This is a genomic window from Vibrio sp. 14N.309.X.WAT.E.F5 (assembly GCF_030397615.1).
Classification (GTDB): domain Bacteria; phylum Pseudomonadota; class Gammaproteobacteria; order Enterobacterales; family Vibrionaceae; genus Vibrio; species Vibrio lentus.
In genome coordinates this window covers 41,890-65,214 of sequence record NZ_JAPNXR010000011.1, presented here as the reverse complement: position 1 = coordinate 65,214, position 23,325 = coordinate 41,890, and the positions used below count along the sequence as shown (strand labels likewise).

The 23,325-nt window shown below is 44.1% G+C and carries 17 protein-coding genes; 14 read left to right on the top strand and 3 right to left on the bottom strand.

Annotated elements, in window-relative coordinates:
* From OW495_RS13730 to OW495_RS13705, 6 genes are read left to right on the top strand one after another with little or no spacing between them, the layout of a single operon-like run.
* Positions 1 to 951, top strand: coding sequence for an FHA domain-containing protein (locus tag OW495_RS13730; protein ID WP_102513381.1), 951 nt, complete (start codon positions 1 to 3; stop codon positions 949 to 951).
* On the top strand, positions 948 to 1,436 hold the full coding sequence (gene tssJ, locus OW495_RS13725; RefSeq protein WP_102513382.1) for a type VI secretion system lipoprotein TssJ: 489 nt from the start codon (positions 948 to 950) through the stop codon (positions 1,434 to 1,436). Before OW495_RS13730 ends, tssJ begins: the two co-directional genes overlap by 4 nt.
* A gap of 41 nt (positions 1,437 to 1,477) precedes the next feature.
* Positions 1,478 to 2,809, top strand: a complete 1,332-nt coding sequence (gene tssK / locus OW495_RS13720; RefSeq protein ID WP_099165518.1) for a type VI secretion system baseplate subunit TssK — start codon at positions 1,478 to 1,480, stop codon at positions 2,807 to 2,809.
* A 5-nt stretch (positions 2,810 to 2,814) separates the two neighbouring features.
* Entirely contained in the window at positions 2,815 to 4,011 is a 1,197-nt protein-coding gene (gene icmH / locus OW495_RS13715; protein WP_102513394.1) for a type IVB secretion system protein IcmH/DotU, read from the top strand.
* Positions 4,012 to 4,013: 2 nt separating this feature from the next.
* Positions 4,014 to 7,406, top strand: a complete 3,393-nt coding sequence (tssM, locus tag OW495_RS13710) for a type VI secretion system membrane subunit TssM (protein WP_102513383.1) — start codon at positions 4,014 to 4,016, stop codon at positions 7,404 to 7,406.
* Positions 7,396 to 8,163 (top strand): AarF/UbiB family protein, encoded by a 768-nt coding sequence (locus OW495_RS13705; RefSeq protein WP_102513384.1) that lies wholly within the window; start codon positions 7,396 to 7,398, stop codon positions 8,161 to 8,163. The genes tssM and OW495_RS13705 overlap by 11 nt, the downstream gene beginning before the upstream one ends.
* Before the next feature lie 97 nt (positions 8,164 to 8,260).
* On the opposite strand, the gene OW495_RS13700 is transcribed toward OW495_RS13705, so the two are convergent.
* Complete coding sequence (locus tag OW495_RS13700; protein WP_065111253.1) at positions 8,261 to 9,490, bottom strand: hypothetical protein; 1,230 nt, start codon at positions 9,488 to 9,490, stop codon at positions 8,261 to 8,263.
* A 321-nt stretch (positions 9,491 to 9,811) separates the two neighbouring features.
* On the opposite strand from OW495_RS13700, the gene OW495_RS13695 reads away from it, so the two are divergent.
* From OW495_RS13695 to OW495_RS13665, 7 genes are all read left to right on the top strand, one after another.
* On the top strand, positions 9,812 to 10,855 hold the full coding sequence (locus tag OW495_RS13695; protein WP_102513385.1) for a two-component system response regulator: 1,044 nt from the start codon (positions 9,812 to 9,814) through the stop codon (positions 10,853 to 10,855).
* A gap of 32 nt (positions 10,856 to 10,887) precedes the next feature.
* Entirely contained in the window at positions 10,888 to 14,562 is a 3,675-nt protein-coding gene (locus tag OW495_RS13690; RefSeq protein ID WP_102513386.1) for a response regulator, read from the top strand.
* Between the two features lie 290 nt (positions 14,563 to 14,852).
* Positions 14,853 to 15,824 carry a tripartite tricarboxylate transporter substrate binding protein gene (locus OW495_RS13685; protein WP_009846588.1) on the top strand — a complete coding sequence of 324 codons (972 nt, stop codon included), beginning with the start codon at positions 14,853 to 14,855 and terminating at the stop codon, positions 15,822 to 15,824.
* Positions 15,825 to 16,069: 245 nt separating this feature from the next.
* Positions 16,070 to 16,570 (top strand): tripartite tricarboxylate transporter TctB family protein, encoded by a 501-nt coding sequence (locus OW495_RS13680; protein WP_065111250.1) that lies wholly within the window; start codon positions 16,070 to 16,072, stop codon positions 16,568 to 16,570.
* Between the two features lie 10 nt (positions 16,571 to 16,580).
* The gene (locus OW495_RS13675; protein ID WP_009846586.1) at positions 16,581 to 18,101 is read left to right on the top strand and encodes a tripartite tricarboxylate transporter permease; all 1,521 of its coding nucleotides are present in this window, start codon (positions 16,581 to 16,583) and stop codon (positions 18,099 to 18,101) included.
* Positions 18,102 to 18,296: 195 nt separating this feature from the next.
* Positions 18,297 to 19,055: a sulfite exporter TauE/SafE family protein gene (locus OW495_RS13670; RefSeq protein ID WP_102513387.1), complete on the top strand. Its 759-nt coding sequence runs from the start codon at positions 18,297 to 18,299 to the stop codon at positions 19,053 to 19,055.
* A gap of 283 nt (positions 19,056 to 19,338) precedes the next feature.
* Positions 19,339 to 19,530, top strand: a complete 192-nt coding sequence (locus OW495_RS13665; RefSeq protein WP_009846584.1) for a hypothetical protein — start codon at positions 19,339 to 19,341, stop codon at positions 19,528 to 19,530.
* A 185-nt stretch (positions 19,531 to 19,715) separates the two neighbouring features.
* Here the strand turns inward: OW495_RS13665 and OW495_RS13660 are convergent, their stop codons facing one another.
* Positions 19,716 to 20,129: a VF530 family DNA-binding protein gene (locus tag OW495_RS13660; protein ID WP_065111249.1), complete on the bottom strand. Its 414-nt coding sequence runs from the start codon at positions 20,127 to 20,129 to the stop codon at positions 19,716 to 19,718.
* A gap of 423 nt (positions 20,130 to 20,552) precedes the next feature.
* On the opposite strand from OW495_RS13660, the gene OW495_RS13655 reads away from it, so the two are divergent.
* Positions 20,553 to 21,713, top strand: coding sequence for an HD domain-containing phosphohydrolase (locus OW495_RS13655; RefSeq protein WP_017110757.1), 1,161 nt, complete (start codon positions 20,553 to 20,555; stop codon positions 21,711 to 21,713).
* Between the two features lie 159 nt (positions 21,714 to 21,872).
* Here the strand turns inward: OW495_RS13655 and gnd are convergent, their stop codons facing one another.
* Positions 21,873 to 23,321, bottom strand: a complete 1,449-nt coding sequence (gene gnd, locus OW495_RS13650; protein WP_004733587.1) for a decarboxylating NADP(+)-dependent phosphogluconate dehydrogenase — start codon at positions 23,319 to 23,321, stop codon at positions 21,873 to 21,875.
* Between the last annotated feature and the right edge of the window lie 4 nt (positions 23,322 to 23,325).

Sequence of the window (23,325 nt, the reverse complement as noted above, 5' to 3'; positions counted from 1 at the left end):
TTGTCCATCAGTGTCCACATGATTTCTGTACCTGCTGAAGAGGTTGTATCCTCTAGAGTGACGTATCTGCCCGAAAGTGGCGGAAGCTTAGGTCGTTCTCCATCATGTGATATTGCGCTACCCGATCAAACGAAATGGATCTCAAGAACTCACTGCCAGCTTTACCCAACAGACCGCGGTTACGTGATTAAAGACATCAGTAACAATGGAGTGTCGTTAAACGACAAGCCGCTGGCAAAAGAGAAAGAGTACGTCATTAGCGATGGTGACATCATCAAACTGGGTGGCTACACACTCCTGGTGAGTCTATTGAGTGACCCGAAAATGAGCGCGACCAATAACACCACACAGGATGAAACTTTTATAGAACCTTTCAACTTAAAACTCGATGACAGCGACACAGACTTTTTAGATGACGCACCACAAGTCGCGACAGTTAAGAAAACCTCAAACTTCTCTTCGAAGAATGTATTGAGTGACGACCCCTTCTCGTCTGATCCTTTTGAAGACTTAGATGACGACAAAGTCGTGCCCAACATTGAAGTGGACGAAATCGGTCATCGCGATAGCAACTCTATCTCCTCTACTGAATTAGAGTACTTACCCGTTAATGTTGAGAACAATACCCGTATTGAAGAGTCGATCGACAAACTCATTACGTTAACTGAGAAGAATCAGCAGTACTTACAAAACCCACAGCTACAACAAAAAGCGCTTTTCGACGCATTAGAGCAGACGGTTGATCAGTTCTTGAATGAGTTTGCACCAAAGCAGCTTGAGAACCAGTTTAGTGAATACGTAAGTAGCGGTATTTTTACCAACAAAGATAAGAAATATTGGAAGATCTATAGAAAACACTTCCAACACCGCCAAGACAACGGAGATTTCAGACGTCAGTTCAAAGCGCTGTTTATGGAGAACATGCAAAAGCAAAGTGAGGAGAGAGAATGAAACGTCTCATACTCTTATCGCTTTGTTTATTGATCTCAGCATGTTCTTCATCAGATCCTGCTCCTGTTGTCACTCAATACTCATTGACCGTTAAAGCGGATGCGACAGTCAACCAATACAATGACGACCAAGCCAACCCTGTTGTGGTTAGGCTTTACCAATTGACGGATCAACAACTGTTTAAACAATTACCGTTTATTGATTTATACAACAATGACCTACAGTTATTGGCGGCCAACCTAGTTTCAAAACAAGTGCTGCCGATTGTACTGCCTAGCTCAGAACAAAAACTGACGTTAGACATCAATAAGAACACTCAATACATTGCAGCACTGGTCGAATTCGCTGATTACCAAAATGGCACAACCAAGACCGTTTTGATGATGCCTTCCGACCCAGAGCAAACCTTAGAGTTAACGATTACAGGGAAGAAAGCAGAGTTAGCCGTGATACAGCCTGACTCCAGTTGGTGGCAAATCTTTTAATAAAAAAGCCAATATATAAAAATAATAGAAAAGGATTTTACGTGGACGCTTTCAAAAAAGTAGTTTGGCAAGAAGGGATGTTTATTGCGCCTCAGCACTTTCAGCAGCAAGACCGCTACGTGCAAAACTACATTCGTCAGAACATCGAAACACTAGCTGGTTTTGCCCCTTTCTTTGGCATCACCGAATTAGTGCTGAACCACGATCTATTGAAGATCGGTAAGTTGTCTATTCCAAGCTGTTCTGGCGTGTTCCCCGATGGAACCCAATTCAATCTCAAGCAAGAGATCGTCGTCGACATACCTAAAGGCACCATTGAAACCATCGTTTACCTTGCTCTGCCAATCTCTTTGCAAGGCAACAATGACTACAGTGAAGACGGTCAAGAACAGAGCCGCTACATCACCCGCTCAATCAACGTCTTCGACACATCTACCTCTGAAAATGCCAGTGTTGAAGTTGATGTCGCACAGCTTAATATCGGTCTCAAGTTTGCTGGAGAAGACACGTCTGGATTCACCCTGATTCCCGTCGCTAAGATCTTAGAAATCAGTGATTCCGATGAAGTGATGCTTGATAGAGCCTTTATCCCTGCCTGCTTACATTACGGCGCTTCAACGCTGCTTAGCGAACGAGTCAAAGAGATTCATGCACTGGTCAGTAACCGAGCTCAGAACCTTCTTAAACGCATCGAGGCTGGCCAAGGGCAAAAAAGTCCTCAGTCTATGATGCAAGATTTCCTGTGGCTTCAAACGCTCAACACTTGGCTACCGTGGTTTGAATTAACCATCAGTAACACCAAATACCCAACGCACGAACTGTATTCAAAGTTAAAACAGTTTGAAGCTCAAGTCATGGCGTTGACACCGGCGATTCCAGATGAGTGCCAGCCTTTAAAATATGACAAGCTCTACGACAATTTTAACCCGCTATTTTCGAGCCTGAGAAACTTACTCACGCTGGTTCAGCAAGATTCGGTTATTGAGTTCAAGTGGGATATTTCACTGTTTGAGAAGCGCCGTTTACTTCGCACGCTAATCAAAGATCCAAGCAGCGTTTATAACCGCCGTTTCGTTCTGAGTGTTAAATCCGACATCAGCAGTACAGAGCTAAATGAGCTGTTCCCTATTTCCGCTAAGCTCAGCAGTAACAATAAGATTGTGGAACTCGTTCGTAGCTCGCTGTCTGGTATCTCGTTAACGCCACTGCCTATTGCACCAAGTGAGCTGAAACCGATGCAAGGTGTCGCTTATTTTGAGGTCGATACAAAAGACAGAAACTGGCTTGATATGCTCGATACGCGTGATGCGATTGCGCTGCACGTCGATGCTCGCATACCCGCTCTCGAAGTCGTTCTATACGCGTTGAGATAATGGCCATGGATTATTTAGACGAAGAAACACTGGTCATAGATAAAGCATCAAAAGGCTCTGAAAATACAGAGTCTGACCAAGCTTTTTCTAAATTAGTTGCGGTGCACTCCACCAGCACCCAAGAAGAGTTTCTGCGTCACTTTGATAAGGCAGAGAATCAACTGATCAACATCAGTAGTGATTTACTGACCAAAACACTCAAGATATCAACGCTGTCTGAACCCGAAGATTTAACCGTTTTCCGAGAGCAGTTTATTCAGGGCATTAACGATATAAAAGCTCAAGCCACTGAGCTTACCTACCCTATTGCCGTTATCGATAAACTTTGCTTTTTGTATGCCGTAGTCATCGATGAATTCATCATCTACACCGAGTGGGGAGAGAAACGCGGCTGGGAAAACAAAACACTGCTTAGCGAGCTGTTTGGCATGCGTAATGGTGGTGAGCTGTTCTTTTCTGTTGCTGAAAAAGCCGCAAGACAGCCACACAAACTGATCGATCTTCTGGAGATCATCTACCTCTTCATCAATATTGGGTTCAAAGGCCAATATCGCGAAGGCGGCGCTGAACAGTTAAAGGCGTTCGTTCATCAATTAGAACAAACCATCAGTCAATATCGTACCGCCAGTGGCGTTCACTGCCGCACGAAGGTAAAGCTACCTGACGTAAGAAAACCGACAAGACGTAAGCGTTACTTCATTACCAGCTTGTTTTTCTTTTGTTTGATAGCAACCAGTATTGGTTTAACAGAGTTCTGGTACAACAAAACCCACGCACAGCGATCGCGTGATTTCACCTTTTTGCCGAACTTTAGCCAACGCTACGTTCTATCTGGAGAAATCAAAGACATTGTCTTCATCAGCCAAGATAACGATTTGGAAAATCCTCCTCGTCACGCGAGTAAAGCTGACGCGGTAGAAGCAGCAAAAACGACTAACTTCACGCCAAGCTCAGCCAATTGGTTGGTTCAACTCGCGACGTTCTCAAGTAAGAAAAATGCCCAAGCTTTCATCAAAAATCTATCTCCGTCAGCTTATGAGCCAATAATCTCACCTTACAAGAAATACTATCGAGTGATATTAAGAGCTAACACCTCAGAAGAAGCGAGAACAACCAAAGCTTGGTACGTAGAAAACGACCAAATAAATGCCATTATTGTTCGCACTTCTGCGCATGACTTAAACAAGGAAGAGTCTAACTGATTATGCCGGATGCCAAATCAAACAAGTCAGGCAACGTTAAGAAAACAGTAGGCATTTCTGCCCTAGCCTCTGTCGCCTTTTTTACCGTCGCCTCTAGCGTTATTCTGCTAACACCACTCAATGCTTATTTGGTGTGGGCACTGACCACTATCGCCATTATCTCTACGCTTCTCGGCTTCATTTGCTATTGGGTGCTCATCAAGCGCAGCGCAAAATCGCAACAAGAGTCTTTCGACAAAGAACTGATCCAGAAAAGAAAAAAGCAATTAGCAAACCATTTCAAGCGCATGATCAACGGGCAAAAACGCAAAACTCGCTTAACCAGCCGTTACGATCAACCGATTTATTTACTATTGAGTCAAAACCCAAACAAAGACAAAAGCATCATCACTCAAATGGGTTACGAAGCCTACAAGCTTGATGACTTCGGCAATGACATTGAATTCCCTGTTCTGTTTTGGGTTAGCGAGCATTCTATTTTAGTGTCGGTAAGTATGGGCGAAGACCAACATCCTGAATATCTAAAGACCCTCACTCAATCACTCACCGAATGGCGCCCGAGACAAGCTGCAAATGGTCTGTTACTCACCACTGATGTATCGTCGCTGCTGGAAAACAATGAAAAAATAACGCAGCAAGCTGATGAGATAAAATCGACTATCAAGACATTTAATCAAGCATTCGGTGTCAGCCTACCGATTTATAACGTCATCTCTAATATGGGCAGCATCAGCGATTTTTGTCAGTTCTTCTCTGCTTTTGACGAATCAAAAAGGGATGAAGTATTCGGTGCCACAGCCCCTTACTCTGCACACGGTGGTATCGATGCGAACTGGTATAATGATGAATACGATCATTTAATCAGTGAGTTGATCGCTAACATGAGCAATGCATTGGCTGGCCAGCTGAATCAAGATTATCGAAACTCTATTGCTAGTGCGCCTTTCCAGTTTGGACTATTGAAACAAAACCTTTGGCTGTTCCTCAATCGATTGTACCGAGGTGAACAACTCAGTGATGCCCTGCAGTTCAGAGGCTTCTATTTCACTCATGATGGCCAAAGCTCTCCGCAATCCGATTTACTAGCGAGTGCAGTATCTTTTTCTGTAGGTCACGAACACTATCAACAGAATGAGCAAATCCCTGTTAATCAGACCTTGTTTGCCCAATACCTCATGACACACGTGATCTTATCTGAACGCGAGTTGGTCGGCGTAAACAAGCGCAAAGAGAACACTTTGTTGGTTAACCAAGTACTATTCACGCTCTCTTGGGTTGGCTTACTCGCGGCTGTGTTGTTGGTAATTAAATTCGACTTTGACTTCCAGAACCAACGCGAGACCAGAGCTGATGTGATGCTTGAGCGCTATAAAGAAGCGATATCTGCCTCACCTTATGACATCGAGAATATGGCAGATAACATTCCGAACCTGTTTTCACTACAGCGAATCTATAACCTCTACAATCAGCCTGAGCCTTGGTATAGCTTGCCGTTTATGCCGAACCCTAGCATCAAGGAAGAAGTGGAAGAGGCCTATTTCACAGAGCTACAACAGGTGCTTATCCCTTCGATGGAAAATACGATCGAGAAAGACCTGTTTGTGTACGTAAACCTAGAAGATCAATCTCAAACGCTGTCTCTGCTCAATAACTACCGTTTACTTTTCAGCAAAGACAGAGCCAATGTTCAAGAGCTTAAAAACTACTACATTCGTACGCTGCAAGATCAAGGAGAAGCGGATAGCGTCAACATTGCTCAGCTAGAAGTACTGTTAAATGACATCTTTGCACGTAACTTGACGCCAATAAAATCAAACCATGATTTAGAGAGCCTAGCCAAGAAAGTGATTACCCAGACAGGTATTGAAACGCTGTTGTACGAACATATCCAAAGTTCTACGGCCTACGCAAAGCGGGTCGATATTCGTGGAGAGTTAGGTGATAATTTTGGCTCAGTGCTTCAATTCTCGCCAAGTTACGCTGGCTACTTAGTTCCTTATATCTACACACCGACAGGGTTTAACGAGCTCGATTTATCGGTCAATTCCCCGACTCTTAAATCTGCTTTACAGTCTTATGAAGGCGTTGCCGGTGCTTACCCTAGCGCACTCGAGCTTCACCGAATCAGTAGAGAGTTAAAACAAACCTATCAGAATGATTACATTAACTATTGGCGTGATTTAGTTCGTAATGTCGAAGTCAAAGAAGTAGCCGACCCGACACAACTAAAAAACACGTTAACGAGCCTGTCGCAAGCCAGTAATAATCCACTAGTCAGTTTGTACTCGACGATCGCCAAGTACACCTATGTAGAACTAGAAATACCAGCCAAGGATGACAAGCAACAAGATCCTGCAAGCATGCCGATTCAAGATCCTGATAAAAAGGAATCCGCTCGTCAGATATCTCTTAGTTTCCAAGCATACAAAAAACAGGTTTCTGCCAATGACCAAGGTAAGAAGCCCATCGACAACCTACTGGCAGCATTCATCAACGCGAAAAAGTGGGGAGACAAGTTTTACGAGACCAAAGAGCCACAAAAGGTCGCCTTTGAAACACTGTCTGTGACGTTGCAAGCTGGTAATCCGATTGCGTCACTATCAAGCCTTTCCAACAATCATTTAGCGGTCGCTGAAGAGCTGATTAATAAGGTAGTACATCATAGCAATGAAACGGTGATGTCATTAGCTCACGATTACCTGAATAAAGCGTGGTCGAACGAAATTTATCAACCTTACCAACAACGATTAGCTTCGTTTTATCCGTTCAACCGAAAATCCAAATCGGACGTGAGTGTTGCGGATGTTAAAGCCTTCTTCGTGACTAATGGCATCGTTGATAAATTCTCTCAAACTCGTCTTAATGGATTCATCAAGAACAATGACGAAGCACCCTACTTACCGGGATTGCTACCAGGTACAGGGTTATCCATTACGCCAGAAGTTTGGACAATGATTGATAAGGCCGCTGACATAAAGAATGCCCTATTCTTAGCTGATCCATCAAACATTCTAATCAACTTCCAACTGAAAGCCGTCGATATGACACCAAACATCACGGAGTTTTCGATCATTTCGGATAAGCCTATCTTTACTTATCGTCATGGCCCAACACTATGGAGTCAACAATCATGGCAAGGTGACGCGAAGTTTATCGAGAAATTAGGCATTCAACTTAATGCTCAGGATTCTACAATTGGCCAAAACACCGTAAAAGGGACATGGAGTTGGTTCCGCTTGTTTGAGCCAAACGTGAATTTTACATCCACTCAAGATACTCAAGTTGAGTTTGTTTACGGTGACAGCAAAGTGAAGCTGACCATAAAAACTCAAGGTCAGTCGAATCCGTTTGTTCCCGGTTTCTTTTCTGGATTCTCACTGCCAAGTGGTATCTGATAACGCATTTTCAAACAGCTCGTCTTGTCCATCAAGGCGAGCTCAAACTTCTGAGGATGGTCTATTCTCAAAAACGAACTTGAACGATGAAAAGCTTCTGCAAGTGTTCAAAGCTCATGGATACACTGACCTCTCTCGTTTAAGTTCACGGGTTTTCAAAGCCCAGCACCCTAGTTGGGGGCTGGTTACGATAAAATCTGCTCAAGAGTTAAAACACCGTCATTTCTTAAAACAAGAGGCGGAATTTCTGTATTCAAATACCAATTTCAATACCGACTCCAATAACAGAGATATCTGGCCGAACTATTGTGATTATTTTTCTAGCCACAAGAGTGACTGTTTAGTTCTTTCTTACATGAATGGTAAAACACTTCTAGAGATACGAGCAGATTCAGATTTGACGGAATACTTACCCTCTCACTGGATTCGTACTTTAGAAGCTACGATTAACCAAGTCCACACGTTAGGTTTCGTTCATGGTGATATTAAGCCTTCCAACATCGTATTCAGCCCGCAAGGCCAAGCCCAACTCATTGATTTTGGTTCTGTTACTAAGATAGGTACTGAACACGAACAGCTTCGATTTGAGAGTTACACGCCTAGATACTCTAGACAGCACTTGGTCACTAGCAAGCTTGACGATTGGTTCGCTCTCGCGATTATGTTAGAGGAATGGGTAGATGATTCAGCAGTCCTGCCAAGTCGATATAAAATTCTATTGAAGCAGAACCGGAATACCAAACATACCAGCAGGTAACAAAAAAGCGGATGACTAGTCATCCGCCTTTTACATTTCATTTAAGCACATTACGTCTTCGTTTAGCCTCGGTGGTTAAATAATTCAGGTAGCCTTATTATTCAGGTACTAGGAGCGATTCCAGTCCACCAGCCACCGTGGCTGCCAATGCTTTGGGAGCAAGACTTTCTTTTACGCTCTCTTTAATTGTGGTGCCATTGAAGAGATTTTTGACCTGCTGTTTACGCACAGCCTTAGTAAACGCTTTTTCATCCGTTCCCGGAATAAAGTTCGGTTCACCACGCGCGGCATTTAACGCCTGCTTCACTCCCGGTTTATTACTCTCTAAAGCGATTTCGCTATTGGCAATAAACGCCTTAGCCTCTTCTTGCAATGTGGCATAAGCACTTAAAGTCGATTTCTGGAAAGATAACTTAATCACGGATGGGTCAGTATTCACCTTACGGCCAAACTTACGCTTAATTCTTCGAGTTAAGCGAGTCCTCATATTCGGAGGTGGTGGCGTGATATCGGTAATTGAGAGAAAATTGTATGGAGAACTGTAACAAGGCATGCAAACCATGTAAGAAGCGATGACGGGAATCTCCTCCATCTTCATTTTGAACCAGTCTCGGAAAAAGTTCGCGCCAATAACATCCCTCTTCTGGTTAAGCATCACGCACTCTTGCTTAAACTTACGAAACTTACGCTCCATTACCCACTTGTCGTATAAACCGCGGAAAAAGTTGAAGATAGAAAGAACGGCTTTAACAATACTGGTTACGGTAGCACCAATTCCTGAACTGGCTAAGTTAATCGCGATTACACCACCATGAGCTAGTGCAATCATTGAGTCTTCGATTGCAACAGCGCGAATCTCACCTCGAATTTTATCAATCACATCAGCACCAACGCGCGTCGTTGTCATTGAACTAAGGTGACGAGTTTTATGATTATTAACCGCTTTACCCAGCGCCGAGTAAATTCGTGTTGCCGCTTCTTTGATATCATCAATCGCAGGGGCTAGGTCGGCAAATATTCGTTTAACCAAACTAGGGATCATAGCGAGAATCTGAGCCTTAATATCATCCATCGCTATGGATGTAATACTCTTCGCATAGTCCAAGAATTTTTCTTTTATCTGCTCGGTTATGTTTTCAATCATACCAGCAAGACTTGTTCCACTCCCTGTCACAGCCTCGGTAATGGTGCCCGTTAAGCTGTCAACTTCTGTTGCAGCGGCAACAGCAATTTTAACCTTATCAACTTTAGTCACACCCACCAAATCTGCATTCGCAAACAGCGATAGCATGTCTTTCTGAATGATGGTCAGCCCTGTATTCGGCATCCTACGTTCTCCCTGTAACAAGTCCACTTTAGATTTGAAAAGTTACTTGAACGACTAAGTACCTCTGAATTATTCAGTCTTAGCAAACTCGATCCTGAACTATTCAACCTTGATCGCACTACTACACAATCCATGTCGTTATTCTTTGTTAAATAAAGGTTAACATATAAAATATCTATTCATAGAAAGGGACTCCATTATTTCCTTTTAGATTCCAAAACCAATAATTAACCCTCCAGAAATCATGCATTTCCACCAAATTCCACTACGCTTTAAAAGCATAGAACATAGCAATCTGATTAAATTTTTTAGGGACGAAAAATGAATCAAATTACGACAGATAAACCCATTATTCTGGTTGTTGATGATATCCCAGACAACATCCATACACTCTCAGGGATCCTCAACGACGATTTTAAGATCAAAGCGGCGACATCTGGCGAAAAAGCATTAAAGATAGCTTCCTCCTCACCAAAACCTCATCTAATTCTTCTCGACATCATGATGCCGATTATGGACGGCTATGAAGTCTGCCGTCGACTCAAAAGCGACCCTGTCACCTCTGACATTCCAGTGATCTTTGTTACCGCCAAGACAGATGTAGTCGATGAGCAACGTGGTTTTGAATTGGGCGCCGTGGATTACATCACCAAGCCTGTTAGCCCACCAATCGTCAAAGCGCGTGTTGCTACCCATATTTCTCTGTATGACCACAACTTGGCACTTTCTCGTAAAGTAAGGCAGAGAACGGAAGCTCTGGCAATGAGTCGATTGGAGATAATCCGCAAGCTCGGTCGTGCAGCAGAGTACAAAGACAATGAAACGGGAATGCACGTTGTAAGAATGAGTTACTACTCGAAAATTCTTGCTCAACACTTGGACGTTAATGACGATTGGGTAGAACTTCTTTTCCAAGCCGCACCAATGCATGACATAGGGAAAATCGGTATCCCCGATTCCATCTTAGGAAAACCAGGAAAGCTGGATCCTGATGAATGGGAAATCATGCAAACACACGTCACCATTGGTGGTGATATTATTGGCGACAATGACTCTAAACTACTCAAGCTTGCGCAAGAAATTGCGCTCTATCATCATGAAAAATGGGATGGTAGTGGCTACCCTCACAAGCTATCCGGTGAAGATATCCCTCTCAGCGCGCGAATTGTAGCGATTGCCGACGTATTCGACGCACTGACCAGCGAACGCCCATACAAAGAAGCTTGGCCTATTCAAAAAGCCATTGAGCTGATTCAAGAACAAGCTGGCCATCATTTTGATCCTAACTTAGTGCCTATCTTCATAAGTAAGCTCGACGAGATGTTAGCGATCAAAGACTCTTTTTCTGATGAACCAGAACGCTAAGTTCGCTGGTACTTTATCAATACAGGTATTTTATGAATACTGTTTCAAGATTTGCTAACGATTCGAAAATAATCTTAGTCTCTTTTCTCGTAGCAGCCATCGTGGTGTTTTCTGTCGCTGTAGGCGCTTGGATCAATCTCAACGATCGCTTCATCGGCGTTGAAGAATACGCTTCCAGTACTCGCTTATTGACCTCACTCGATAAGCTGCGTGTTTATGAGTTGTCTTTCAGTAACGACTACAGCGAACAAGTCATCTCTAGCTTTGATCAAGAAGCAGAACAGACTGTGGATCTAGCCAATGATTATTCCGACCAATATGTAACGTCCCTTCCTATCAACTTGCTCACGGAATATTTGGTTCAATTCAAGCAATATGTCGACATTGTTGAGTTGAACCAATCAACTCGAACGCTTATGGACGAGCGCTCCAATGCCGCGACAGAGTTATTGCGAGAGATGAGGGATCTACACAATCAAGCGATCAATCAAAACAATCAGAAAACTCGCGGTCTACGACTAAACAGCGAAGAACTGACCAACGTTGCACTAAAAACCAGTCAACTTGCCACTCTAGCCGTTAACATACAAAATCTTGAAAAAGAGTATTTACTCGACGGCGACCTAAAGACTCACTCGTTAGTCAAACTTGAGATGCAAAAGGCTTCACGGCTCATTTCAGAGTTGCAAGAACAGATTTTGGATGACAAAGGACAACAACTCTTAGAGGTTGTAGATAAGGCAAAAAATCGCTATTACACTAACTTAGTTCAGCTGCAAGGCATACCGACGTCTTCGAAAAATTTAAGAGCATCCCTTATCAATCAAGTCACCCTAAGCGGCTCTGAATTCTCACGCTCAGTTAGCTTGCTCTATCAAACCAAACAGAGCCAAGTCGCGGAACTGAGTCATCTCGTTTCTCAATCTCAAGCAGAACTCTCTTCCCAATTGCTCATAGGACAAGACCTATTGGCAATTCGCACGCTACTAAGCCGCTCAAATCGATTCAACCGAGATTTTCTGCTCGCAAATTCAAAAGAACAGAAGCTCATCGCCGACAAAGTGTCACATGTAATTAATGAGATGCAATCCAAATCTAGCAACGCGCAACGACTGATTGCCTTGTACGCACCAGAGGTAAAAATTACTGCCTTTGACGACCATATCAGCGTTTATGAGGCACAATTCACTGAGTTAGTGAATTCACAAAGGCTGAGTCATCAGTTACTCAAGGCGATGGATGAGAGCTTCTTAGAATTTCGAGATTTCGTCTCTCAACGTCACCTTTCAGAAAGCGTCAATGTAAAAGACTCTTCTAGCGTGACGTTCCATTTAGCCATCGGTGGAATGATTTTCTTTGTGATTATTTTGTTGATGGGCTTGCTCGCTAACAAAGCGCATTCTGCGTTAGAAACCTTCGCGCACAGCCTAGCTGCTGCACGTGATGAAGCCGATGCCGCCAATCATGCAAAATCCGATTTTTTAGCTAATATGAGCCATGAAATTCGTACGCCAATGAACGCGATCATTGGTATGAGTTACCTCGCGTTGAAAACAGATCTAACCAAGGCACAACGTAACTACATTCACAAAGTTAAACTTTCCTCCGACACCCTGCTCGGGCTAATCAATGACATTCTCGATTTCTCGAAAATTGAAGCAGGAAAACTCGACATAGAGAAAGTCGATTTCCATCTAGAGAATGTGCTCGACAACATAACTAACTTAGTCGGGCTACGCGCGTCAGAACGAGGTCTAGAACTGCTTATCCAGGTCGATAGAGATGTGCCGACCAATCTTATTGGCGACCCTTTAAGGCTTGGGCAAATATTGATTAACCTAAGTAACAATGCCGTCAAATTCACGGAAAAAGGTGAAGTGAAGATCTCTATCTCTGTCGCGGAAAGGCAAGGCGATGATATCAAATTGAACTTTGCTGTTTCAGACAGCGGAATAGGCATGACACAAGAGCAAGCCGCTAAACTGTTCAATAAGTTCACTCAAGCGGATAGCTCTACCACTCGAAAATATGGCGGTACAGGCTTAGGCTTAGCGATCAGCAAAGAGCTCAGCCAATTGATGGGTGGAGACATTCACGTCTCAACAGAACTTGGTAAGGGCTCAACCTTTTCGTTTACGATTGCCACTCGCGTTAGTCACTCAATTCAGCAGCATCGAGTTGTAGTACCTACTTCAATTAACAATTTGAAGGTCTTGGTCGTCGACGATAACTCCAGTGCTCGTTTGATCATGGGCGATATCCTAGAGTCGCTCAAACTAACTCCAACGCTGAGTTCATCCGTTGATGAAGCGCTTGCTGAGTTACACACTGCCGACGCTCAAAGCCAGCCATTCGATTTAGTGATATCGGATTGGAAGATGCCTAAGCGAGATGGTGTCGACTTACTTGAAGCTCTAAACGTCGGGCAACCGTTAAGCATTATGCCTAAGATGATGATGTTGACCGCTTACGATCGAGAAGAACTTGCAGAAGCTATCCAACAACGCGGCTTTGAGATTCCGAGCATTCTCGACAAACCCATTACCTCCTCTCATCTCTATGATTCTATCGTTTCCCTCTATGGACTCGACTCAGACCGCGTATCTCGCAGCGAATTGGAACAACAGAATCAACTCGCTAACGTGCAACAACTGGCTGGAGCTAACATATTGCTGGTTGAAGACAATGAGATAAACCAAGAGCTCGCAACAGAGCTTTTAGAAGGGCAACAAATTAAAGTGACCATCGCAGAGAATGGTCAGCAGGCGATAGACCTTTATCAACAAGCCATAACTGACGACGTGCCTTTCGATGGTATTTTGATGGATTGCCAAATGCCAGTGATGGACGGTTACGAAGCAACCCAGCATATTCGTAACAAGATAAAAGACACACAAACCCCAATCATTGCGATGACAGCAAACGTGATGGAGCGGGATAAAGAAAAAGCACTCAACTGCGGGATGACTGACATTATCGCGAAACCGATTGATGTCGGCTCGATGTTCGCGACCTTAGCCAATTGGGTGTCGCCTTCTAACCCTGTGCAATTTAATGTTGTAGTGCAAGAATCCCCTAACGCTCCACAAGAGAGCAACAACGCAGAAAAAGTGCCTGAGGCATTACCAATCATTAACGGTCTTGATACCAACATGGGATTAATGAGAGCGAGCAATAATCACACCTTATATACGAAGCTATTGAAACGATTTGTTGAAGCCTACTCTGATAAGAGCACCTTAACTGTCGAACTATCAAGTAGTGCTCAACAACGTTACTTGCACACTCTCAAAGGTGTGGCCGGTAACCTCGGAGCTAGCGACTTGCATAGTCTATGTGAAAACCTAGAGTCCGAAATCACCGATGACGACCTAAAAGAAAAGGTCATCAAAACCACGATTGAACTCAGCCAAGAGATCGCTAACTCGATCTGCCACACAACAGTCGCCACCGAGAATACACGTGGCCAGCAAGCAAAACCGGAGACATCGCCTAATCAGCCAAGTACTGAACTATACGGCCAATTATTAGAAGCGGTATCCAATGATGACACCGAAGCTCTTAACATTGTTCTTAACATTGAGGACGGTGCTGTGGTTGGGCTAACACCTTCGGAATTTAAAAGGTTGGAAAGCGCACTCGAGGAGTTCGATTTCGATAGCGCAACTGAGCTGCTAAAAGGCTCAACGCTGGCTAGTTCATCATGATCGAGAAACACTAAATATGTCATAAGTTACAAACTGTTAAAGAGAGCCCAAGTGGCTCTCTTTTTTCATCTGTCTCCAACAGTTAGGACATCCTCACCTCTCTGTGAACTTTATGAACTTTATTCACCCAATGTTCTTTATCCTCAATATCGCCGCATTAAAGACAATTCGTTAACACATCGTTAACTTTAACCTCATCTACTAAACACCCGATTCGTGTATTTAGTAGCTGGATATAAAACATAAGTTTCTCTCCATTGAAGAGATCCCCTACATAAGGAACGTGAACCATGTTCAAGGCACTGAAACCTACTCTTGCGGCTTCTATCATCGCAGCAACCTTTTCTTTTAACACTTTTGCTGCTGACGTAGAGAAAATCCACTTCCTAATCCCTGGCGGCGCTGGTGGCGGTTGGGATATGACGGCTCGTGGTACGGGTGATGTATTAGTGAAATCCGACATCGTAGAAAATGTCTCTTTTCAAAACTTGTCTGGTGGTGGCGGCGGTAAAGCCATTGCACACTTAATCGAGACGGCTCAACGTCAAGAAGACACGCTGATGGTGAACTCAACACCTATCGTTGTGCGCTCGCTGACCGGTATCTTCCCTCAATCTTTCCGTGACCTGACTCCGGTAGCAGCAACTATTGCCGACTATGGCGCAATCGTTGCGTCTGCTGATTCGAAGTACAACACTTGGGAAGACGTAGTAAAAGAATTTGAAAGCAACCCACGTAAAGTGAAAATCGCAGGCGGCTCGGCTCGTGGCAGCATGGACCACCTTGTTGTAGCGGCAGCGTTCAAAGGCGAAGGTTTTGATGCAAAGAAAGTGCGATACATTGCTTACGATGCAGGTGGTAAAGCAATGGCGGCTCTATTATCTGGCGAAACGCAACTGCTTTCGACAGGCCTTGGTGAAGTGCTAGAAATGTCTAAATCAGGCCAAGTAAAAGTATTGGCAGTAACGGCACCAAAACGTCTTGATGCGGCACCAAACATCCCAACACTAACTGAGTACGGCAACGAAACAGTATTTGCTAACTGGCGTGGCTTCTTCGCTGCACCAGGTACTAGCCAAGCAAAAATCGACGAGTGGAATGTAGCGCTTGGCAAAATGTACAAGACTGATGAATGGCAGGTGGTTCGTGACCGTAACGGTTGGATTGACAACTACAAAGCTGACAAAGATTTTTACGCCTTCCTAGAAGACCAAGAAAAACAGATGGGCGACCTAATGCGTGAGCTTGGTTTCTTGAAATAACCAGCAACCATAGAGGGTCTATGTGCCCTCTTACTCTTTCCTTGTTTCGCCGTACATGAGTTAACTTCAAACTCCTTTGTTTATTCGTAGACGTATTACTAACGCTTGCCGATTCGTTGTAAACGCAAGTGGCTGATAAACCAGTACCGTAATTCGCTTACCTTTGGTTAGTGATCCCAGACATTTCATTGACTCGCTCATGTACGGCTTTTTTACTTTCTATACCATCCCAAATGGAGTTGGATATGTCGGACTTACCAACCAAATTTTTGAGTAAGGAATCTTTGCTATCGAAAGATCGCATCGGAGCCATGATCTTTATGCTGGCGTGCTTGTGCTATGGCTACCAAACCACGCTAATTCCCTTGTTTCCCGGTGACGAGTACGAACCCTTCACTGCAAGAACTTTACCTACCCTATTAACGTTTATCGGCATCGGCCTGTCGTTGATCCTACTAGTTACAGGACAACCGGACCAGAAGGTTTCATGCGACACCACGCCGCTGAACTGGAAGCTGCTTATTGGCTTTTTAGTGTTAATGGCTTTGTACGGTGTTGGACTGACTTATCTTGGCTTTGTTTTAGCAACCAGCTTCTTCTTGCTTGCTGGCTTTTACCTATTGGGTGAGCGCCGTAAATCTGTTTTATTTGGCGCGTCATTTCCTTTCGTTATCGCGTTCTTTTTATTATTAACTCAAGGCTTAGATATCTACCTAGAGCCTGGCTTAATCTTCACTCTTTGGTAGGGATAACATTATGTTAGACGGAATTTTACAAGGACTTTCGACCGCTGTGATGCCAATGAACATCATGATGGTAATTGTGGGCTGCTTCGTGGGTACCTTCATCGGTATGCTTCCGGGGCTAGGTCCAATTTCAGCAATCGCGTTGATGATCCCGATTACATACGGCCTAGATCCTTCTTCTGGCTTAATCTTAATGGCAGGTGTGTACTACGGCGCAGTATTTGGTGGCTCAACGTCATCAATCTTAATCAATGCTCCGGGTTGCTCTTCAACGGTAGTAACCGCATTCGACGGCTACCCAATGGCACAAAAAGGCCAAGCTGGTAAAGCGTTGGCACTAGCAGCCTACTCTTCTTTCACTGGCGGTACGCTATCAGCAATCATGCTTTTGATTGCAGCACCGGCTCTAGCAAGCGTCTCATTGAGCTTCCAGTCGTCAGACTACTTCGCATTGATGTTGTTAGGTCTATCGGCTGTAGCAGCGTTTGCAGGCCCAGGTCAGGTAATAAAGGCATGGATGATGACCATTCTTGGTTTGATGTTATCTACTGTTGGTATCGACAAAGGCGTTGGTGTTGAGCGTTTCACGTTTGGCCTAACAGACCTAATGGATGGCTTTAGTTTCCTACTTCTTGCTATGGCAACCTTCGCTTTAGGTGAGACTTTAATGGGTATTTTGAAACCTGAGAAAGACACCAGCGGCGAAGAAAGCCAAAAGATGGCCGATATTGGCAGCATGAAAGTGACCAAAGAAGAGTTCAAAGAAGTCGCGCCCGTTTCGATTCGCTCTTCAATTCTTGGCTTCTTCACTGGCGTGCTTCCGGGTGCTGGCGCGACTATCGCAGCTTTCTTAAGCTACGGCATGGAACGCAGCCTAGCGCCAAAAGACAAGCAGAAAGAGTTTGGTAAAGGCAGTATTCGTGGTCTTGTTGCTCCTGAATCAGCAAACAATGCAGCTTCAAGTGGTTCATTCGTTCCGCTACTGACACTCGGTATTCCGGGCTCTGGTACTACAGCAATTATGCTTGGTGCACTCATCGCTTATGGTATTCAGCCGGGTCCACGCCTATTCGTTGAGCACCCAGACGTATTTTGGTCGGTGATTATCTCGATGTACTTTGGCAACATCGTGCTGGTTATCTTAAACCTACCGTTGATCCCTTACATCTCTAAACTGCTAGCGGTACCAAGAACGGTACTACTGCCAATGATTATTTTCTTCTCAATCACAGGCGTGTACTTGGTGTCTTTCAACACGATGGATGTGTTTGTGATGCTAATTGTGGCAATGGCGGCGATAGCGTTAAGGCTGGCCAACTTCCCGCTCGCACCGTTACTGCTTGGCTTCATATTAGGTGGTTTGATGGAAGAGAACTTGAGACGCGCGCTGATGATCAGTGATGGTGAACTCAGCTTCCTTTGGGAACGCCCTATCACTATGACCTTCACTATTTTAGCGGTATTGGTTCTATCTAGTCCGATTCTGGTTAAGCTGTTCAAGAGCTTTAGAGCAAAGCCTGTTGAAGTGTAAGCTTGACTTAGTTTAGAAAAACAAAACGAAATAAAGGGAGCCTCAGGCTCCTTTTTCGTATCAGCCATTTCAAAAAACCACAGCTCTAAGATGGTAGCAAACTCACAAACCCACCTCTTCACTGCACATTGCCCTGATATTAATAACAAAATCAAGTAAGGTAGCCAGTCAGTTAACGTATTGGATTCTAAAACTATGGATTGGTTGATTCTATTCTTGTCAGGCGTGATCGGTGGCGTGTTGAATTCCATTGCAGGAGGAGGCAGCTTCATCACCTTCCCCGCTCTATTGTTTGCAGGTGTTCCACCAATAGCAGCCAACGCGACCAATACCTTTGCTTCGTGTGCTGGTTACATCAGTGGTGCTTATGCATTGCGCCATGAAATTCAATCTGGTACCAAACAACTCAAACTCGTTGTTGGGCTATGTGTAATTGGCGGCGGCATTGGTGCATTTTTACTACTACACACGCCAGAAGCGCTATTTACCCAATCCGTGCCTTGGTTATTACTGTTCGCCGCTCTGCTTTTTACCTTTGGTGGCACACTCAATAAATGGCTAAAGAAAGTAACCGCTAAACATAAGCACGCCACCAGCGCAGGCGCGTTCTTTTCAGCGTTATTACTTTTGATCGTGTGTGTTTATGGTGGTTATTTTAATGCAGGCTTAGGCATTGTGACATTGAGCTACTTGGCACTGGCAGGGTATACCAATATCAACGTGATGAATGGTATCAAATTGTTGGTATCGGCATGCGCATCACTCGCGGCAATCGTGTTCTTTGTTGTGAATGGTTCGATTGATTGGCCGTCAGGCATGGCCGTTTTGTTTGGGACATTGGTCGGTGGTTACTATTCAGCAAAAGTTTCTCGTCGTATTCCTCAACAATATGTTCGCACCACAGTGATCATCGCGAGCTTTTTGATTACCGCTTACTTTTTCTATACCAACTAAGTTTTATGCGAAATACGTTCTATGCAAACTAGATTTCATTCAAACAAATTATTACAGTAATCACGATTTTCGTTAGCAAAACACAACGTAAATCGTTATGCATGAAGAACTGACAAAGCCCTCGGTTGGTTATTTTATGAACCATAAAATAACCAAGCCAAAATGTGTGAGACGAGCCCTTTAATTAGCAAATTTGATAACAATTTAGACTGTTTTTTAGCCTTTATTTTGCCAAAGGTGGGATAATTCTCCTGTCGAAAGTGAGACTTCATTAGGAGGCGTTATGAACATTAAACTCGGTCATGTCATGTCATCAAGTCGACTCATTTGCTTTGTCGCTTTTCTTGCTGCCACATTCGCGTGGATTCTAAAAATGCCCGCTCTGTTTTCTGTGTCAGCGCTATTCTTACTGATCAGCGCTATTGTCTATGGCGTTGACCTTTGGAAGAATCAAAGAAAGAACCGCGAAGCTTAAGGCGAACGACTAAATCGACACGCATTAAAAAAGGAGCACTTAGGCTCCTTTTGTATTTTATGCTTATCGCTTTAGCTGATTGGGCTATTTCGACGGCTTATCTAGCGACGCCTTTCTATTGGCGAAGGTCTTACTTAACGACGCCTTTCGATTAACGACGCCCTTTTGCTAGCGACGCCTTTCTATTAACGACGAAAGTTACGACCGTTGCCGCCACGACGCTCTTTAAATGCAGATGCCGCTTTCGCTTGTGATGCTAGAATCGATTCAACCGTTAATTCCATTGGTTCACGAGGCTCTAACCCGTGACGGAATGTACGTGAACGCGGAGGCATCTGGTATTCGATATCTGAAGCTTTAGGCATGCGCTTGAAACGGTAAAGGTAGAAATTCTCTACTTTCTCACGAGCCCACTCTGTTTTCTTCAAGTATTTAACGGCACTTGCTACTGTCGGCTTAGTGTTAAAGCAGTTCATGCGCATTGCTGCATCCAAAATTTCCCAACCGTAATGATCCACTAATTCGTTGATCATGGTGTCCAGTTTTAAGCCATGCAGTGGGTTGTTTTGTTGCAGTTCGATTCTTTCTTCTTCAGTCATAACATTACCTTTTCCAAGGCAACTAAAGGCCTTGAATTTACTCTAGAACACCGTCATCACTGACCGCTTCTAGCTCAATCATTTGGGCATATCATCCATTGCCCTTATCTATGCCTTTATGATGGCATAAAGCATGCTCGTTATCCTATTTATCTTTCAATTTAATTTTAAAATGGTCACTTACCATCCTGATGTTGCGTGTAATACAGCCGCCCCTCCTTAAAAGGGTCTCTCTTAAAGATCCACCAAACTCGCTTAAGTTAACAAAAACCATGATAGAAGAATGAAATATCCCCACTTTACCAATGGAATTTAAATTTATTAGAACGCAGTGTTGCTAATTAACAGTGAGGTGCTATGTTAGAAGTGGTATAGAAACCTACTAATAATGATATTAAACAATGATATAACTATAAATAAAGGTTGGCTTTGACCATGTTTGACTACTCCCAAATCAGCAGAGTAGCCGCCCAAGATAAAGACATTATCGCTATCGTTGATGATCTCTTTCGGCTAGCTCGCGAACATTACCCCATTCTATCTAGGCTTTCGGTCGTGCTATGCAATGAAAATAGAGCATCGAATTATTTTGTTTCGGATACTCTGTGCCAAGAAGCTGAGCATCGCTACATCGAGCAAGAACTTAAGCCAGAATCAGCTTTATCTAGAATGGCTGAGTCTTTAGATACTCGAATCATCCACGACCTCACCACCATTAGCCCAACCAAACAAATATCTCACCTGCTCGATATCGGTCATCAAAGCAGTTACACAACACCTATTCATCATCAAGAAAGTAATCTTGGGTTTGTGTTTATCAATGCTTCATCAGCGGGGTTCTTTGCTAACCAAACTATCCAGTGTGATATCGCTTATCTCACTCAAGTGATCTCTAGCCTTTTCGTCCAATGGTTTGAGCGCCAGCGTCACTTTCAATCCTCTTTAGCGATTGCTTTAAACATGGGTCATGCTCGAGACCCAGAAACTAAAGAACACCTTATTCGCATGGGTAAATACAGTGAACACATTGCTCGTACTCTTTCGCACAGCAAGGAAGAAATTACACACCAATTCATTCACCGAATTCGGCTGTATGCACCCTTTCACGACATAGGTAAATATCGAATTCCAGATAAAGTGCTATTCAGTAGCGCACGCTTTAATGAAGAAGAACGAGCCGTCATGGACAACCACACCTTGTACGGTGAAGAAATGATTAACAATGTGGTTGCCCTATCATGCCATAGCGCTATGTGTTCTGAGGAAATTCAATTCATTAAGAATATCGTACGTCATCATCATGAAAGATTTGATGGCACAGGGTTGCCCGATGCTTTGAGTAACACAGCGATACCGCTCGAAGCACGCATCGTGACATTAGCCGATGTATTCGATGCGCTGATGAGCAAAAGAGCCTATAAGCACGCGTGGACACTCGATGAAGTCATGGATTACATTGAGGCTCACTCGGGTTCGATGTTCGACCCTGAGTGTGTTGTGGCTCTTAAACAGAACCTAGATGGCTTTATAGCAATTAGGGAACAATACAATGACGATGTTCAACCGCACGTCATGACAGCTTGAACTGTGATGCCTTGAACTATGACACCTTGAACTGTAACGCCTTGGTTGTGTAGACCAAAGAAAACGCGAACCAACAAAAAAGGATGCCAATTGGCATCCTTTTGTTTTCTAGTCTCAGCTGAAAGAACGAACGTGTTCTTTACTGATTCTAACTAACGATTATACGTCGTAAGTTGTAGAAGCAGTGTCGCCGCCTGTACCAGTCCAGTTTGTGTGGAAGAATTCACCACGTGGACGGTCAGTACGCTCATAAGTGTGAGCACCGAAGTAGTCACGTTGAGCTTGTAGAAGGTTCGCTGGAAGACGAGCTGTAGTGTAGCCGTCTAGGAACGTTAGTGCAGAAGTCATACATGGCATTGGGATGCCTGATTCCATAGACTTAGCTGCAACTTTACGCCAAGCGCCCATGCAGTTGTCTAGGATGCCTTTGAAGTATGCATCTGAACCTAGGAAAGCGATCTCTGGGTTCGCTTCGTAAGCATCACGAATGTTGCCTAGGAATGCAGAACGGATGATACAACCGCCACGCCACATAAGTGCAACGTTACCGTAGTTTAGATCCCAGCCGTTTTCGTTCGACGCTTCACGCATTAGCATGAAACCTTGAGCGTAAGAGATGATCTTAGAAGCAAGTAGAGCCTGACGGATTGCATCAACCCACTCTTGCTTGTCGCCTTCAACTGGAGCAACAGTCTTGCCGAACAGTTTCTCAGCTTCAACACGTTGATCTTTAAGTGCGGATAGGCAACGAGAGAATACAGACTCAGTGATTAGAGTCAGTGGGATACCCATGTCTAGTGCGTTGATACCTGTCCATTTGCCTGTACCTTTTTGGCCAGCAGTGTCTAGGATCTTCTCAACTAGCGCTTCACCGTCTTCATCTTTGTAGCCAAGGATGTCAGCAGTGATTTCTACTAGGTAGCTATCTAGCTCAGTTTTGTTCCAGTCAGCAAATACAGCCTGCATTTCGTCGTGGTTCATACCTAGGCCATCTTTCATGAACTGGTATGCTTCAGTGATAAGCTGCATGTCACCGTATTCGATGCCATTGTGAACCATCTTAACGAAGTGACCAGCACCGTCGTTACCAACCCAATCACAACAAGGCTCACCTGCGTCAGTTTTCGCAGAGATACCTTGGAAGATAGGCTTAACCGCTTCCCAAGCTTCAGGAGAACCGCCTGGCATGATAGAAGGACCGAAACGAGCGCCTTCTTCACCACCAGAAACACCCGTACCGATGAAGTGGATGCCTTTCTCACGAAGAGCAGCAACACGACGGTTAGTGTCTGGGAAGTTAGTGTTACCACCATCAATGATGATGTCGCCTTTGTCTAGAAGTGGTACAAGCTTGTCGATGAACGTATCTACAACGTCACCAGCACGAACCATAAGCATCACTTTACGTGGCGCTTCTAGCTTCTCAACTAGCTCTTCTAGAGAGTAAGCACCAACAATGTTAGTACCTTTAGCTGGGCCTTCTAGGAACTCGTCTACTTTCGCAGCAGTACGGTTGTGAGCCACAACTTTGAAGCCGTGGTCGTTCATGTTTAGGATAAGGTTCTGACCCATTACTGCTAGGCCAATTACACCGATATCACCTTTCATTATT